This is a genomic window from Mesorhizobium sp. M0152 (genome assembly GCF_040322415.1).
Lineage (GTDB): Bacteria > Pseudomonadota > Alphaproteobacteria > Rhizobiales > Rhizobiaceae > Mesorhizobium.
This window is the reverse complement of the sequence record NZ_JAMYTH010000026.1, coordinates 55,343-70,393: the sequence shown is the minus strand read 5'-3', so window position 1 is coordinate 70,393 and position 15,051 is coordinate 55,343. Positions and strand designations below refer to the sequence as shown.

Annotated in this window: 12 protein-coding genes; 3 read left to right on the top strand and 9 right to left on the bottom strand. The window is 63.5% G+C overall.

All coding sequences use genetic code 11. From position 1 onward, the window contains the following. Window positions 1–504: 504 nt before the first annotated feature. Window positions 505–846, top strand: coding sequence for a hypothetical protein (locus NKJ26_RS23415; protein ID WP_352697415.1), 342 nt, complete (start codon window positions 505–507; stop codon window positions 844–846). 81 nt (window positions 847–927) lie between these two features. Here NKJ26_RS23415 and NKJ26_RS23410 read toward each other — a convergent pair whose 3' ends face one another. Then, a complete protein-coding gene (locus tag NKJ26_RS23410; protein WP_352697413.1) occupies window positions 928–2,124 on the bottom strand; it encodes an acyl-CoA dehydrogenase in 1,197 nt (398 codons plus the stop codon). Between the two features lie 104 nt (window positions 2,125–2,228). On the opposite strand from NKJ26_RS23410, the gene NKJ26_RS23405 reads away from it, so the two are divergent. After that, window positions 2,229–3,140, top strand: coding sequence for a LysR family transcriptional regulator (locus NKJ26_RS23405; protein WP_352697411.1), 912 nt, complete (start codon window positions 2,229–2,231; stop codon window positions 3,138–3,140). On the opposite strand, the gene NKJ26_RS23400 is transcribed toward NKJ26_RS23405, so the two are convergent. The 8 genes from NKJ26_RS23400 to NKJ26_RS23365 form a co-directional block, all read right to left on the bottom strand. Beyond that, window positions 3,141–5,465 (bottom strand): Tex family protein, encoded by a 2,325-nt coding sequence (locus NKJ26_RS23400; protein ID WP_352697409.1) that lies wholly within the window; start codon window positions 5,463–5,465, stop codon window positions 3,141–3,143. Window positions 5,466–5,586: 121 nt separating this feature from the next. Further along, window positions 5,587–6,768 carry a serine hydrolase domain-containing protein gene (locus tag NKJ26_RS23395; RefSeq protein ID WP_352697407.1) on the bottom strand — a complete coding sequence of 394 codons (1,182 nt, stop codon included), beginning with the start codon at window positions 6,766–6,768 and terminating at the stop codon, window positions 5,587–5,589. 41 nt (window positions 6,769–6,809) lie between these two features. Further along, window positions 6,810–8,006: a serine hydrolase domain-containing protein gene (locus NKJ26_RS23390; protein WP_352697405.1), complete on the bottom strand. Its 1,197-nt coding sequence runs from the start codon at window positions 8,004–8,006 to the stop codon at window positions 6,810–6,812. 68 nt (window positions 8,007–8,074) lie between these two features. Then, on the bottom strand, window positions 8,075–9,109 hold the full coding sequence (locus tag NKJ26_RS23385) for an extracellular solute-binding protein (RefSeq protein WP_352603233.1): 1,035 nt from the start codon (window positions 9,107–9,109) through the stop codon (window positions 8,075–8,077). Between the two features lie 22 nt (window positions 9,110–9,131). After that, window positions 9,132–9,932 carry an ABC transporter permease gene (locus NKJ26_RS23380; protein WP_352603231.1) on the bottom strand — a complete coding sequence of 267 codons (801 nt, stop codon included), beginning with the start codon at window positions 9,930–9,932 and terminating at the stop codon, window positions 9,132–9,134. Next, a complete protein-coding gene (locus tag NKJ26_RS23375; RefSeq protein ID WP_027024253.1) occupies window positions 9,925–10,845 on the bottom strand; it encodes an ABC transporter permease in 921 nt (306 codons plus the stop codon). The genes NKJ26_RS23380 and NKJ26_RS23375 overlap by 8 nt, the downstream gene beginning before the upstream one ends. A gap of 2 nt (window positions 10,846–10,847) precedes the next feature. Then, entirely contained in the window at window positions 10,848–11,942 is a 1,095-nt protein-coding gene (locus NKJ26_RS23370; RefSeq protein ID WP_352603229.1) for an ABC transporter ATP-binding protein, read from the bottom strand. 242 nt (window positions 11,943–12,184) lie between these two features. Beyond that, window positions 12,185–13,849, bottom strand: coding sequence for an amidohydrolase (locus tag NKJ26_RS23365; RefSeq protein WP_352603227.1), 1,665 nt, complete (start codon window positions 13,847–13,849; stop codon window positions 12,185–12,187). A gap of 139 nt (window positions 13,850–13,988) precedes the next feature. Between NKJ26_RS23365 and NKJ26_RS23360 the strand changes: the two genes are divergently transcribed. Then, the gene (locus tag NKJ26_RS23360) at window positions 13,989–15,020 is read left to right on the top strand and encodes a histone deacetylase family protein (RefSeq protein WP_352697402.1); all 1,032 of its coding nucleotides are present in this window, start codon (window positions 13,989–13,991) and stop codon (window positions 15,018–15,020) included. Window positions 15,021–15,051 lie beyond the last annotated feature (31 nt).

The window sequence follows — 15,051 nt, the reverse complement described above, 5'->3', positions numbered from 1 at the left end:
TTCATCGTATTATTTTCCGTTCCTCACCAAAATTCGCCAAAATATGGGATATTTCTTATAATAACATGCGATCAGTGGAATAAAACAGATCTCAAATTCCCAAATCTTATTACTGACGGAATTTCAGTAACTGCTAAGATAGCCGTGAACGTTCGAAATTATTAAGCATTTTCAAAAATCAACCTGCGATATGACAATTTTTCCTTGCCATAGGTCGGCCTCGGACGCAACTTTTTGACGACACAGCTGCATCAGCGGCTTGTTGGCATGCTTGGGCGGACGGGCGCTAGGCATGGAGAGGGAAAACGAGATACGCTGTTCGCCCCCGCGGGGAGCCTTCCTCTCGACGTAAGAGATTACGACAGCCGAGTCATCGGCTGCATGGGCCGGTCTCGGGGCAACCAGTTTCTGGCAGACGCCCAGGCTCTTGACTGCCGCATCCTGTTCAGGTCGCCATCTGCTATCGAACTGGTGCCCCTTGTAAGCCAATCGGAGGAATGAACGATGAAGCTCGTTATCTATGCGACCCTGGTCGCCGCCTCGATGGCGATCGCCGGTTGTACCACGGACGAAATGGATCGAAAGATTGACGACCGGCCGCAATTCGACAGGAACGGAAATCCCAACTTCGATACGCGGGGCCGCTACATCGGCTGCCATGGGCTTGGATGTCAGGTCGACGATCCTGATGACGGCGATCAAACCATCGACGACAGACCGCAGTACGACAAACAAGGCAATCCGAACTTCGATACGCAAGGCAACTACCAGGGCTGCCACGGCATCGGCTGCGAGGTCGATCCGCCGGACGACGGCGGTTCATCGGATGACGACGATTCCGGCTGATCGACCCTGACAAGGAGGAAGGCAATCATGTCTGAACGTTGGCAGGACAGCGCGCGGTAGAGCGCAGCATTTTCCCAGGATCTAAAAGAACGCCTGTATTCCCGTCTGCGCCCGTCCCAGGATGAGCGCGTGCACGTCATGCGTGCCTTCATAGGTGTTGACGGTTTCCAGGTTCTGCGCGTGGCGCATGACGTGGTAGCCGATCTGGATGCCGTTGCCGCCATGCATGTCGCGGGCTTGGCGGGCGATATCGAGCGCCTTGCCGCAATTGTTGCGCTTGACGATCGAGATCATTTCCGGCGCCATCTTGCCTTCGTCGAGCAGGCGCCCGACGCGCAAGGACGCCTGCAGGCCGAGCGCGATCTCGGTCTGCATGTCGGCGAGCTTCTTCTGGTAAAGCTGCGTGCCGGCCAGCGGCTTGCCGAACTGCTTGCGGTCGAGGCCGTACTGGCGGGCGCGATGCCAGCAATCCTCGGCCGCCCCCATCGCGCCCCAGGAAATGCCGTAGCGAGCCCGGTTGAGGCAGCCGAACGGACCTTTCAAGCCGGAGACATTGGGCAGCAGCGCGTCCTCGCCCACTTCGACGCCTTCCATCACCACTTCGCCGGTGATCGAGGCCCGCAGCGACAGCTTGCCGCCGATCTTCGGCGCCGACAGCCCCTTCATGCCCTTTTCCAGCACGAAGCCGCGGATCTCGTCCTTGCCGTTCTCGCCCTTCAACTTCGCCCAGACGACGAACACGTCGGCGACCGGCGCATTGGAGATCCACATCTTGGAGCCGGTGAGCTTGTAGCCGTTGGCGGTCTTCTCGGCGCGCGTCTTCATGCCGCCCGGGTCGGAGCCGGCATCCGGCTCGGTCAGGCCGAAGCAGCCGATCCATTCGCCGCTGGCAAGTTTGGGCAGGTATTTCCTGCGCTGTTCGTCCGAGCCATAGGCATGGATCGGATACATCACCAGCGACGACTGCACCGACACCATCGAGCGGTAGCCGGAATCGACACGTTCCACTTCGCGGGCGACCAGCCCGTAGGTGACATAGTGGGCGCCGAGGCCGCCGAATTCTTCCGGAATGTTGATGCCGAGCAGGCCTGCCTCGCCCATCTCGCGAAAAATCGCCGTGTCGAAGGTCTCGTTGAGATAGGCCTCCTCGATGCGCGGCGCGAGCTTGTCGGCGGCGAAGGCCGCCGCCCCGTCCCGCACCATGCGCTCGTCTTCCGAAAGCTGGTCCTCGATCAGGAACGGGTCTTCCCAGACGAATGTATTCTTGTCGGCGGCCATGGCGTTCTCGATCCTCAAACGGGTGGGAGCCCGGCTTATCGACCTGCGGCTCGAAAAAATCAAACGAAATTGCTTCACCGATCAATGAGCGCTAGTAATGGATCATGAACGTCCAACGCCGTCTTTTGCCTAGTATCAGCGCCCTTGCCGCGTTCGAGGCGGTGGCCCGCCTCGGCAGTTTCACCGCCGCCGCCCAGGAGCTCGACCGGACCCAGGGCGCCGTCAGCAGGCAGATAAGGCTGCTCGAAGACCAGTTCGGCCGCAGGCTTTTCGAGCGCGACAGCCGCAATGTCAGGCTGTCGGCGGCGGGCGAGATCTATGCCGAGGCGGTGCGTGCGGCGCTTGGCCAGTTGCGTGATGCAGCTCTTGGATTGATGAGCAATCGGCATAGTGGCATCCTGAACCTCGCAATCCTGCCGACCTTTGGCACCCGCTGGCTGATGCCGATGATCCCCGATTTCGTCCAAAACAATCCAGACATCACCATCAACTTCGTTACCCGCGTCGGCCGCTTCGACTTCGCCCGCGAGCGGCTGGATGCCGCCATCCACTATGGCCTGCCGGACTGGCCGGAAGCCGATTCCACCCTGCTGGTGCGCGAAACGGTGGCGCCGGTGGTGTCGCCCGAATTCCTCGCCGGCCGCGCCATCGCCGCGCCGGCCGATATCGGCCGCCTGCCTCTACTGCACATGGCGACCCGGCCCGGCGCCTGGACCGAATGGTTCGAGCATCAGGGTTTGAGCGCGCCGACCGGACCGGGCATGCAGTTCGAACAGTTCGGCACCGCCGCCCAGGCCTGTATGGCGGGGCTCGGCGTGGCCCTGTTGCCGCTGATCCTCATATCAGGCGAATTGCAGCGCGGCCAATTGGTGCCGGCGCCCGGCCAGCCGATGCAGAGCCGCAGCGCTTACTATCTCGTCGTCCCGCACGACAAGCGCGGTCATCCGCCGGTCGCCAGCTTTCGAGACTGGCTGACGGGCCAGGTTGAAAAGGACCCGGCTGTTCTGGCGTGGTAGCTACTTCCGCCTCAGCGCGTCGGCCAGGGCCGCGCCGAACGCCCCTTGCTGCGCCGGCCGTTCCGGCTGGCGCTGCGGTGCCGGCGAACGCGGCGCCGGCCTGCCGCCGCCATTGTCGCGCGGCCCGTTGCGTGGTGCAGCGCCCTCGCCGCCATCCCTGCGCATGGACAGCGCGATGCGCTTGCGCTTGATGTCGACGTCGACGACGCGCACCTTGACCACATCGCCGGCCTTGACCACCTCATGCGCGTCCTTGATGAAGCGGTCAGCCAGTTGCGAGACATGCACCAGCCCGTCCTGATGGACGCCGATATCGATGAAGGCGCCGAATGCGGCGACATTGGTCACCGTGCCTTCCAGCAGCATGCCGGGTTTCAGATCCTTGATGTCGTCGATGCCGTCGGCGAAGGTCGCCGTCTTGAAGCCGGGCCGCGGATCGCGGCCGGGCTTTTCCAGCTCGGCCAGGATGTCGCGCACCGTCGGCAGGCCGAAACGCTCGTCGACGAAGACGCGCGGGTCGAGCGCCTTCAGCGCCGCGCTGTCGCCCATCAGCGAACGCACGTCGCGCCCGCAGGCCGCGACGATCTTTTTCGCCACGCCATAGGCTTCCGGATGCACCGACGAGGCGTCGAGCGGCTCGGAGCCGTTGGCTATGCGCAGGAAGCCGGCGGATTGTTCGAACGCGCGCGGTCCAAGCCGCGCCACCTTGAGCAGGTCCTTCCGGCTGGCGAAGGGCCCGGTGGCATCGCGATGCGCGACGATGGCGTCGGCGAGCGACGCGCCGAGGCCCGAGACGCGTGCCAATAACGGCGCCGAGGCGGTGTTGAGATCGACGCCGACCGCGTTGACGGCATCCTCGACCACCGCTTCCAGCGAGCGCCCAAGCCGGTACTGGTCGACATCGTGCTGGTACTGGCCGACGCCGATCGATTTCGGTTCGATCTTGACCAGCTCGGCCAGCGGATCCTGCAGCCGTCGCGCGATCGACACGGCACCGCGCAGCGACACGTCGAGGCCCGGGAATTCCGCCGCGGCCGTCGCCGATGCCGAATAGACCGAGGCGCCGGCCTCGCTGACGATCACCTTGAGCGGCTTCGGCCCGCCATCGGAAGGCATGTCGGACAGCATGTCCGCCACCAGCTTTTCCGTCTCGCGGCTGCCGGTGCCGTTGCCGATCGAGATCAGCTCGACCTTGTGCAGGCGAACGAGCCTGGCGAGTTCTGCCTGCGTGCCTCGAACGTCGTTTCTGGGCGGGAACGGATAGACGGTCGTCGTTGTCAGCACCTTGCCGGTGCCGTCGACCACCGCCACCTTGACGCCGGTGCGGATGCCGGGGTCGAGCCCCATCGTCGGCCGCGACCCGGCGGGGGCGGCGAGCAGCAGATCCTTCAAATTGCGGGCGAAGACATGGATCGCCTCTTCCTCGGCCCGCTCGCGCAGGTCGCGCATCAGATCGAGCGTCAGGTGCAGCGACAGCTTGATGCGCCAGGTCCAGCCCGACACCTCCATCAGCCAGCGGTCGCCCGGCAGGCTGCCGCCGATCGCATAGGCATTGGCGATCATCCGCTCGACTGGCTTCACCGGCGACGTGTCGTCGGCATCGACCTCGATATCGAGTGAAAGCACTTCCTCGTTGCGGCCGCGAAGCATGGCCAGCGCGCGGTGGCTCGGCACGTTTGCCCAGCGCTCGACATGGTCGAAATAATCGGAAAATTTCGCTCCCGCCTCCTGCTTGCCGTCGACCACCCTGGCGCGCATGAAGGCGCGTTCCTTCATGTAGCTTCGCAACTTGCCGACCAGATCGGCATTCTCGGCGAACTGTTCCGACAAGATGTCGCGCGCGCCTTCCAGCGCCGCCTTGGCGTCGGCCACCTCTTCGGTCACATAGGCCAGGGCCAGCTCGGCCGGCACCAGCGAACGGTCGGCCAGAATGGCTTCCGCCAGCGGTCCCAGCCCGCGCTCCCTGGCGATCTCGGCCTTGGTACGGCGCTTGGGCTTGTAGGGCAGGTAGATGTCTTCCAGTTCCGCCTTGGTGGTGGCGGCGGTGATCTTGCCTTCAAGCTCCTCGGTCAGCTTGCCCTGCTCGCGGATCGAACCAAGGATGGTGTCGCGGCGCGCATCGAGCTCGCGCAGATAGACCAGCCGCTCCGAAAGCAGCCGCAACTGCGTGTCGTCGAGCCCGCCGGTCACCTCCTTGCGGTAGCGCGCCACGAACGGCACCGTAGCGCCCTCGTCGAGCAGTCCGATCGCCGCGGCCGCCTGTTCGGGCCGCGCCGTGATCTCCGCCGCGATGATGGCCGCGATGCGCTTGATGTCGGATGCCATGTCGTTCCTGCTCTTCCCGAAAAGAGCGGCGACCATAGGCGCAGATATCAGGTCCGCCAACCGTGACGTTTTCGCCGGCGACAGAGGTCCACAGGAAAGCGCGCACCAATGTTGCGGCCGCTTAGACCATCCGGCTCAGCGCTTCGAAAAACGCGACGATCTCGATATCGAGCGGATCGTCCACCGGCTCCGGCTGCGACGACATCTTGGCGATCACCACTTCGCTCCCGGGATCGACATAGAGCCACTGGCCGTGGATGCCGATGCCGCAATAGGCACCACCGGCCGCTCCGGTCTGGTACCATTTGTTGCGATAGCGGCCGTTCGGGAACAGCGGCAGCATCGTGCCGCGCTGCCAGGCTTGCCAACTGCCGCCCGTGCTGGTCGTGTCGCGCACCCAGGCCTCGGGCACGATGCGCCGGCCATTGGCTATGCCGCCTTGCCGCATCATCTCGCCGACGCGCGTCAGGTCGCGCGGCGTCACCGAAATGCCGCCGGCGGTGCGGGCCGTGCCTTCCATGTCGACCGACACCGAGGCTTCGCTGACGGCGCCGAGCGGCAGCCACAGTTTCTCGCGCATCAGATCGGTGAAGCGATGGCCCGACGCGCGCTCCAGCAGCAGGCCGAGCAGGTCGGAATTGGGCGAGCGGTAGCGGAATTTCTGGCCGTGCGGCTCGGCGAGGCGCTGCAAGCTCAGGATGAATTCGCGCAGGCTTTCCGTGCCGCCGCCCGGATTCCACAGCGTGGCGCGGCGGTAACGCGCAAAGGCGCTTTCCGGATCGAGATAGGCCTCCTCGAAATCGAGGCTGACGCTCATGTCGAGCACATGCCGCGCGCTGGCATCGCCATAGGCCGAGCCGGCGGCTTCAGGGATATAGGTCGTCACCGGCGCCTCCGGATCGAACACCCCCTCGCCTTCCAGTATGCCGGCGATGATGGCTGTCAGCGATTTGCTGATCGAAAAGATGACGTGGCGGGCGCCGAGATCCATATGCGGCGCGAACCAGTCGCCGACGATCTTGCCACCTTTCATCACCGTCAGCGCGTCGGTGCTCGAGCGGGCGAGGAATTCCGCCACCGTCTCCGGCGCGTCGGCGACCGTGACCCTTTCGCCGAGCAGGCCGCTGATATCCCGGACGGCCGGTTCGCCGCTGCCCGATCCAGCCGCCACGCATGCGCTCGGCACCAGTTCGCCGAGATTCTGGAACGACCATCGATTGAACGGGTTCTCGCGCCAATTGGCGAGCAGCACCTGGTTGCGGCGGAAACCGTATCGGGCCTCGAACGCGGTCTTGCCGGTCATGGCATGTCCTTCCAGGTCTTCTTTGGGTTTTAGAGGCTGCCTCAGGCGAGTGCGGCTGCGATGGCGTGCACGGCTTTCAGCGTCGCCACCGAGTAGGCAACGTTGCTGAAGTCCGGCCAGGTCGAAAGCTTCACCACGACCATTCCGGTGTCCCAGTCGATGTGGATCATCTGCCCGAACACGCCCCGGCACATCAGCGCGCGCGAACTGGGATTCTCGATCCAGAACTGGTTGCGGTAACTGCCCTCCGGCAGGCTCGGACTGAAGCCTGGCCCATGCCTGCCGTTGCGCGTCGCCTCGATCCAGTCGGCCGGCACGATGCCGCCGCCATTGTCGAGGATCAGCTGGCCGAAGCGGCCATAATCGCGCAGCGTCGCGTTGAAGCCGCCATCGGCCACAGCATAGCCGGCGCTGTCGACGGTGAAACAGGCACTTTCGTCGGCGCCGAGCTTCTGCCAGAGCTCTTCCGAAACCAGTTGCGGCAGACGCTTGCCGGTTACCCGTTCCATGATGAAGGCGAGCACGTCGGTCTCGATCGAGCGGTATTCGAACACTGCGCCATGCGGGCGCACCATTTCCTTCAAGCCGAGGATCAGCTCGAACATATGCGACGGCCAGCGGAAATCCGGATCGCTGCCCGGCGGGACCGGCTTCCAGCCGGTGGCAACATCGACCTGGCCGATGTCGGAATAGGGATCGGTATATTCCTCGGAGAAACGCACCCCGCTGGTCATGTCGAGCACATGCTGGACGCTGGCGCCTGCCCAGCCGGTCTCGGCCAGCTCCGGCAGGTATTCGGTCACCGGCCTAGCCGGATCGATCACGCCGCGCCCGGCCAGTATGCCAAACACCGAGCCGGTCACCGACTTCGCCATCGATTGCGATAGATGCAGCGTGCGCTCGCCCATGCCGTTGAAATAACGCTCATAGGCAACCTTGCCGTCCTTGAGCACCAGGAAGCCGTCCGTGTAGGTCTCGTCGAGCAGGCCGGCGAGCGTCGTCGGCGCTCCCGTGCTGTCCTCGACCGCCAGCCCGTCGAGATCGATCTCGGCGCGCTCGAAACGGTGGCGATGGCCATTGCCGCGCCAGACCTCGGCGGTCGGCAGAATTTCGCGGATGTGCTGGAATGCCCAGCGGTTCCAGGGTGGCCGGTCCCAGTCGAGCTTCGGCGGCACCATGGCGGGCGGCGAGCCCTGCATGATCGGCGGCCGTGGATCGGAGTTGCGGTAGGAGTCCATGAAAGCCGTGCCCTGTGAACAGGAAAACGGGCCCGGCGGCGCATGCCGCCGGGCCCGTCGGTCTGCGGTTACTTCTGCAGCTCGGTCCAGATCTTGGTGTAGATTTCCTGGATTTCCGGGGCGCACATCTGCTGCAACTCGGCATGCGGCTTGTCAGCCGCCGGAATGACGACTTCCGGCGCGTCCTTCATGTCGGCTGGCATATATTTATCCGAGCCGGTGATGGCGTTGGCGTAGCGGTGGAAGGCCGAGAGGCCCGCCGCGTTTTCCGGATCCATGATGAAGTTCTGGAACAGCTTGGCGTTCTCGACATTCTTGGCTTCCTTGAGAACGACCACATTGTCGCTCCAAAGGCCAAAACCTTCCTTCGGATAGTTGTAGTGGATGGCCGGGTTGGCCAGCCGCTGGCGCAGCGCCGAGCCGTTCCAGTCGCTGGTCGCCTTGAAATCGCCGGCGCCCATCTTTTCGATGGTGTTGTATTCCATCGCGATCCAGTTCGGCTTGGCGGCGACGAGCGTGTCGCGCACCTTCTTCAGCACCGTTTTGTCGGTGGTGCATTGCTGGCCGCCGACATACTTGATCGCGGCGAAGATGACGTCGTTCATTTCGGGAACGACATTGACCTTGCCCTTGAGCTCGTCGGGCGTGTTGAAGATGATGCCCCAGCTGTCGGCAGGCCCCTTGTAGGCGTCGGTGTTGACGACCACGCCGACAGTGCCCAGGGCCCACGGCACCGAATATTTGCGGCCCGGGTCGAAATCGGGATTGGCCCATTCCGGCGCCACGTTCTTGAAGTTTTCCATCTTGCCCGGATCGGTCTCCTGCACCAGGCCTTCCTTGATCCAGATCGGCACGTAGGTCTGCGAAGGCACGGCGATGTCGAAACCAGTGCCGCCCTGGCGAACCTTGGCCAACGCGGTATCGTTTGAATCGTAGTCGGTGATGGTCACCTTGACGTTGTACTTGGCTTCGAACTTCTTGATCACGTCGGGGCTGGTGTAATTGCCCCAATTGTAGATGTTCAGCACGCCGTCGGCGCGGGCAAGGCCCGTCGAAGCGAGCAGCGCCAACCCCATGGCGGTCGCGGTTGTCTTCCAGTTCATGGTCTTAACTCCCATTTCAGGTTCAGTCCTGTTTCCTGCTGACGAAGAAAAACAACGTGACGATCGCGACCGAAAGCAGCAGGAAGGCGGTCGATATCGCGTTGATCTCGGGTGTGATGCCGCGGCGGATCTGGCCGAGCATGTAGGTGGGCAGCGTATCCTGACCGCCGGATTTGACGAACTCGGTGATGACCACGTCATCGAGCGAGATGACGAACGCCAGCATCAGTCCGGCCAGGACGCCGGGCCACAGAAGCGGCAGCGTGATGCGGCGGAAGGTCTTCCACGGCGTTGCGTAAAGATCGGCGGCGGCGCGTTCCAGCGTCAGGTCCATGTTCTCCAGCCGCGCCCGGATCGGCAGGTAGGCGAAGGGAATGCAGAACGCCGTGTGCGCGGCGACCAGGTAGCCGATGCCGGAGTAGCCGGTGAATATCTTGATGCGCGAGAAGAAGATCAGCAGCGCGACGCCGGTGACGATCTCGGGCACCATCAGCGGCTGGTTGATCGCCGCGTATTTGAAGGTAAGGCCGGGATAGGGCGCCGTTCGCGTGGTGGCGAGCGCGGCCATGGTGGCGAAGATGGTGGCCAGCACCGCCGCGATGGAGCCGATCTGGAACGAGCGCAGCGTCGCGTCGATAACTTGCGTGTTCTGCCATGCCGACTGGAACCATTTGAGCGAAAACCCGCCCCATTCGGATGTCGAACTCGCCGCGTTGAAGGCATAGACGACCAGCACGATGATGGGCAGATAGAGCACGACGAAGCAGGTCGCCGCGATCGCGGTGAATCCCGGCTGGTGCTTGATGGAGAAATTGTCAGCCATGCCGCACCCCCGATTTTCCGGCATTGCGCACATAGGCAAGCAGCGCCACCATGACGATGATCATCACCGCGATCGACAGCGCCGAGCCGAGCGGCCAGTTGCGGCCCTGCCCGAACTGCAATTCGATCAGGTTGGACAGCATCATGTTCTTGCCGCCGCCAAGCACGCTGGGCGTCACATAGGCGCCAAGGGCTGGAATGAAGACCAGGATCGAGCCGGCGATGACCCCCGGCTTGACCAGCGGAAAGATGATCTTCCGCAGCACCTTGAAACGTGTCGCGTAGAGATCGTAGCCGGCCTCGACCAGCCGGAAATCGAGCTTCTCCATGCTGGCATAGATCGGCAGCACCATCAGCGGCAGGTAGACATAGGCCATGCCGATCAGGATGGCCGTGTCGGTATAGAGGATCTGGACGGGCGCCGAGACGATGCCGAGCTTCAAGAGGATCGCGTTGATGATGCCTTCGTTGCGGATGATCTGCAAAACGGCGAAGGTGCGGATCAGGAGGTTGGTCCAGAACGGGATGGTGATCAGGAACAGCCAGAGATCGCGCGTCTTTTCACTGCGCGTCGCCATGAAATAGGCGGTCGGAAATCCGAGTGCCAAGGTCGCCAGCGTCGTCACTACCGCAAGCTTGATCGAGCGCAGGAAGATCGTGACATGCGCTGCCGCGACCGACAGCGTATCGTCGAAAATGTCGCGTTCCATGAACACCGACAGCCAGGCTTCCGGCGAGAATTGCCATTTCACGTCCCCATAGGGGCCGGGCGTCAGGAACGAATAGACGAGCACGATCAGCAACGGGCCGGTCGCCGCCAGGAAAATGACCAGCAGCGCCGGCGCTGACAAAAGCCAGCGGTCGCGGACATCGCGCCGCTCCGCTGCCTTGGCGACTTCTTCCGCGGTCGCCATGATCAGTCCTTCAACACCTGGGCGGCATCGTTGCCGATGGAAATACCGACCTTGTCGCCCTGTTCGAACCCGCAACCGGCGCTGCGGCTGTTCTGCTGGCGAACCGTGAAGGCCTCGCCGCTGTCCAGGCGAACATGAATGTGCGTGTCGGTGCCGAAGTAAACGATGTTTTCCACTAGCCCGGCCAGGTCGCCCTTGGCCTTGGTCAGCTTGGCGTGCTCTGGCCGCACCACCACAGTGGCGTTGTCCTTGGGCTGGAACCCCTCGGCCACCGTGGCGTCGATCGTCGTCCCGGATTTGAGCGTCGCGCGCGCCTTGCCGTTGCCGACGCCGGAAATGGCCGCTGTCAGGAAATTGGTCTCGCCGATGAAGTCGGCGACGAAACGTTCCGCCGGCTTGTCGTAGATATCCCAGGGCGAGCCGACCTGCAGGATCTTGCCCGACGACATGACCGCGATGCGGTCCGACATCGTCAGCGCCTCTTCCTGGTCGTGGGTGACGAAGATGAAGGTGATGCCGGTCTCATGCTGGAGCCGTTTCAGCTCTATCTGCATCTCCTTGCGCAGCTTGTAGTCCAGCGCGGAGAGCGGTTCGTCGAGCAACAGCACTTTCGGCTGCGGCGCCAGCGCCCTTGCCAGCGCGACGCGCTGCTGCTGGCCGCCGGAAATCTGGCTGGTGCGGCGACCCGCCAGCGCCTCCATCTTGACCAGCTTCAGCATCTCGGCGACGCGCGCCTTGATCTGGGCCTTTGGCTTGCCCAGCATCTCCAGGCCAAAGCCGATATTGTCGGCGACCGTCATGTGCGGGAACAATGCGTAGGACTGGAAGACGGTGTTGACCGGCCGCTTGAACGGCGGCAGTGGCGCGATGTCCTGGCCGTAGAGCAGGATTTCGCCGGCGGTTGGAAAGTCGAAGCCGGCAATCAGCCGCAACAACGTCGTCTTTCCGCAGCCGGATGGTCCCAGCAGCGTGAAGAACTCGTTCTCGCGGATGGATACCGAGACGGTGTCGAGGGCGGCGACCTGCCCCTCACCTGATCCAAAAATTTTGCTTACTTTTACTACTTCAATCGCATTCCGATCCGGTTTGTCCGGCACGATTACGCCTCATTGTTGACCCCGCTCTTGCTGGCGGAGCTCTTCCCCTGTTGGATGTGACCACACGGCCGGTAGGTTGGCAAGCCCGGCATTGAATCACAGTTCAGTCAGTCATTTCGCCTCGAGCGGTCCGTCGTTTTACTGAAACGCCGAACCGCTTCATCTCTTTGTTTTTACGCAATTCCAGGCGGAAAACCGTTTCACGCTTTCCTGGAATTGCCCTAGCAAGCCTCATGCCATTGTCAGGCCTGATAGGTGATCTTGCCGCCGCAGATCGTCGTCGCCGGCCGCACCTTGTGCAGATCGGCAGGCGCGGTTTTCTCGATATCGGCCGACAGAACGACCAGATCGGCCATGTAGCCGGGTTTCAGCATGCCTTTGCGGTGCTCGGCGAACTCGGCATAGGCGCCCTCGACCGTGTATGCGGCGAGCGATTCCCGTAGCGAAAAGCTCTGGTCCGGGTCGCTTTCTGCCCATGGTTTGCGCAGCACTGCCGCCTGAATGCCCAGGATCGGGTCGATCGGCGACACCGGCCAGTCCGACGCGAAGACGACATGCGCGCCGGCATCCTTCAAGGTCCGCCAGGCGTAGCTCAGCGGCCAACGGGCCCGCCCGATGCGCGACACGGTCGGCTCCAGCGGAAAATCCATGGCGCCGGGCGGGTGCGGCGGCTGCATTGAAGCGATGGCGCCGAGTTCGGCGAAACGCGGCACGTCGGCGGCGGTAATGACCTCGATATGCTCGACCCGGTGGCGGCTGTCGCGCTTGCCGTTTGCCTTCCGTGCCGCCTCGTAGCCGTCGAGAACCGCGCGCACCGCGCCGTCGCCGATCGAATGCACGGCGATCTGCAGGCCACGCCTGTCGACGGCGACGGCCAGATCGATGAACTGTCGCGGCGTGAACAGCGGCTCGCCGACCCAGTCCGGGCGGTCGGCATAGGGTTCGACCATGACCGCCGTCCAGGAATCGAGCACGCCGTCGTAGAACACCTTGACCATGCCCGATGACAGCCAGTCGCCATTGTAGCGCTCGGCCATGACGGACGCCTTGTCGAGCATGTCGAGCGTCATGAAATTCTTGTAGTGGAAGGGAATTTTTACGCGGCAGGGCAGCCCTTCCTCGGCCTCGATCTCGGCCAGCAGCTCGAGCTGGTAGAGATTGCCGTCCATGTTCTGGATCGAGGTGATGCCGTGGCGCGCGCACCAGGCGAGCCCGCGCTTCATGATGTCGCGGTCGGCGGCCCGCTCGGCGGCGGACGGCATCGGGTCCGGCTCGCCGCCGGTCGCCAGCCCCAGCCGCACCCGGCCTTCGCCGGCAAGATCGAGCACCGGACCGAAGGCTTCGCCCTCGCGCAGCTCGCCGGCGGCGAGGCCATCATTGCCCATGACGATCTCGTTGCCCGGACCAAGCGTGCGCCCATGCAGGATGCCGGCCATTTCCAGCGCCCTGGTGTTGGCCCACATCGTATGGTGGTCGGGCGCGGCCATGCAGAACGCGCGATCGGGCAAAATGGCATCGAGATGGTGGCGCGTCACCCGCTCGCTGCCGAGCACGGTGTAGTCGACGCCTTGCCCGACCAGCATCTTCGCATCGGGCCGCGTCGGCGCATAATCGCGGATCGCCTTTTGCAGCGCCTCGAACCCGTGGATGCCGGTTAGCTGAAGGTGGGCAAGTTCGGCGGCACCCGAGAACAGATGCATATGGGCTTCGATGAAACCCGGCACGACCGAGCCGCCATGCGCATCGACGACCTTTGTACCAGGCCCCTTCAGAGCTTCGACAGATTTGCGATCGCCGATCGCCAGAATGGCGCCGTCCGCGATCGCCACCGCTTCAGCCTCCGGATTGCCGTTATCCATGGTCAGCACGCGGCCATTGATCACGATCAGGTCGGCTGTGGAACTCATGATTACCTGCGAGTTTTTTGCGATCTGGACAAGCTAGACGAGGAGTTGCCATGCCAGCAAGCCATGGCTGGTTGGTCCAGCACTTGTGGAAGATGGTGCCACATGATTACGGTCGCTCCCATCGTCACGGAAGGTTTTCATGAAGACTGTTTTTTCACCTCTCCACGCCGGCCATGCCGGCCAAATGGAACTCGTCACCGCGGCGATCGTGCCGGGTTTCGAGAAGCCCTCGCGAGCCGAGTTCATCAAGGCTCGGGTCGAAAGCGAGAAGCTCGGTCCGATCATCGCGCCGACCGAGCACGATCTTGCCGCCGCCAAGCGCGTCCACAAGGCCGACTACATCGACTTCCTGCCGACCGTCTGGCCGCAATGGACGCAAGCCGGCTTCAAGGGCTCGGCGATGCCCTTCACCTGGCCGACGCGCGGCCTGCGCGGCGACGTGCCACCGAAGCGCATCGATGCGCTGCTCGGTTACTATTCCTTCGATGGCGGCGCCACCTTCGTCGAAGGCACATGGGCCGCGATCAAATCGTCCTATGACGTGGCGCTGACCGCCGCCGGCCTGGTCAAGGACGGCGAGGCATCGGCCTTCGCGCTCTGCCGCCCACCCGGCCACCATGCCGGAGCCGGCTTCATGGGCGGCTATTGTTACATCAACAACGCCGCCGTCGCAGCGCAATGGTTTCGCGACCAGGGCGCCGGCCGGGTTTCCATTCTCGATGTCGACTATCACCACGGCAATGGCACGCAGGAGATCTTCTACGACCGTGCCGACGTGCAGGTCCTCAACCTGCATGGCGATCCGATGGTCGAATATCCGTTCTTCCTCGGCCATGCCGACGAGCGCGGCGCGGGCGCGGGCGAAGGTTTCAACATCAACTATCCGATGCCGTTCGGCACCGGTTGGGACGCATGGAACGCGTCGCTGGAAGATGCCTGCGCCAGGCTCGCCGCCTACGCGCCCGACATCGTCATAGTCTCGCTCGGCGTCGACACCTTCGAGAAGGACCCTATCAGCCAGTTCAAGCTCCGCAGCCCCGACTATCCCAAGATCGGCCGCCGCATCGCCAAGCTCGGCCTGCCGACGCTGTTCGTCATGGAAGGCGGCTATGCCGTCGAGGAGATCGGCATCAACGCCGTCGGCGTGCTGACTGGCTTCGAGGATCGGTAGGCTCTCGCCCTGCACATGGCGGGCATCAACG

Bases quoted from the DNA above. Each gene is read 5' to 3' on its own strand.
- NKJ26_RS23390 (WP_352697405.1), bottom strand. From the start codon at position 8,006: ATGGACTCCTACCGCAACTCCGATCCACGGCCGCCGATCATGCAGGGC.
- NKJ26_RS23405 (WP_352697411.1), top strand. From the start codon at position 2,229: ATGAACGTCCAACGCCGTCTTTTGCCTAGTATCAGCGCCCTTGCCGCG.
- NKJ26_RS23385 (WP_352603233.1), bottom strand. From the start codon at position 9,109: ATGAACTGGAAGACAACCGCGACCGCCATGGGGTTGGCGCTGCTCGCT.
- NKJ26_RS23415 (WP_352697415.1), top strand. From the start codon at position 505: ATGAAGCTCGTTATCTATGCGACCCTGGTCGCCGCCTCGATGGCGATC.
- NKJ26_RS23400 (WP_352697409.1), bottom strand. From the start codon at position 5,465: ATGGCATCCGACATCAAGCGCATCGCGGCCATCATCGCGGCGGAGATC.
- NKJ26_RS23380 (WP_352603231.1), bottom strand. From the start codon at position 9,932: ATGGCTGACAATTTCTCCATCAAGCACCAGCCGGGATTCACCGCGATC.
- NKJ26_RS23360 (WP_352697402.1), top strand. From the start codon at position 13,989: ATGAAGACTGTTTTTTCACCTCTCCACGCCGGCCATGCCGGCCAAATG.
- NKJ26_RS23410 (WP_352697413.1), bottom strand. From the start codon at position 2,124: ATGGCCGCCGACAAGAATACATTCGTCTGGGAAGACCCGTTCCTGATC.
- NKJ26_RS23375 (WP_027024253.1), bottom strand. From the start codon at position 10,845: ATGGCGACCGCGGAAGAAGTCGCCAAGGCAGCGGAGCGGCGCGATGTC.
- NKJ26_RS23365 (WP_352603227.1), bottom strand. From the start codon at position 13,849: ATGAGTTCCACAGCCGACCTGATCGTGATCAATGGCCGCGTGCTGACC.
- NKJ26_RS23395 (WP_352697407.1), bottom strand. From the start codon at position 6,768: ATGACCGGCAAGACCGCGTTCGAGGCCCGATACGGTTTCCGCCGCAAC.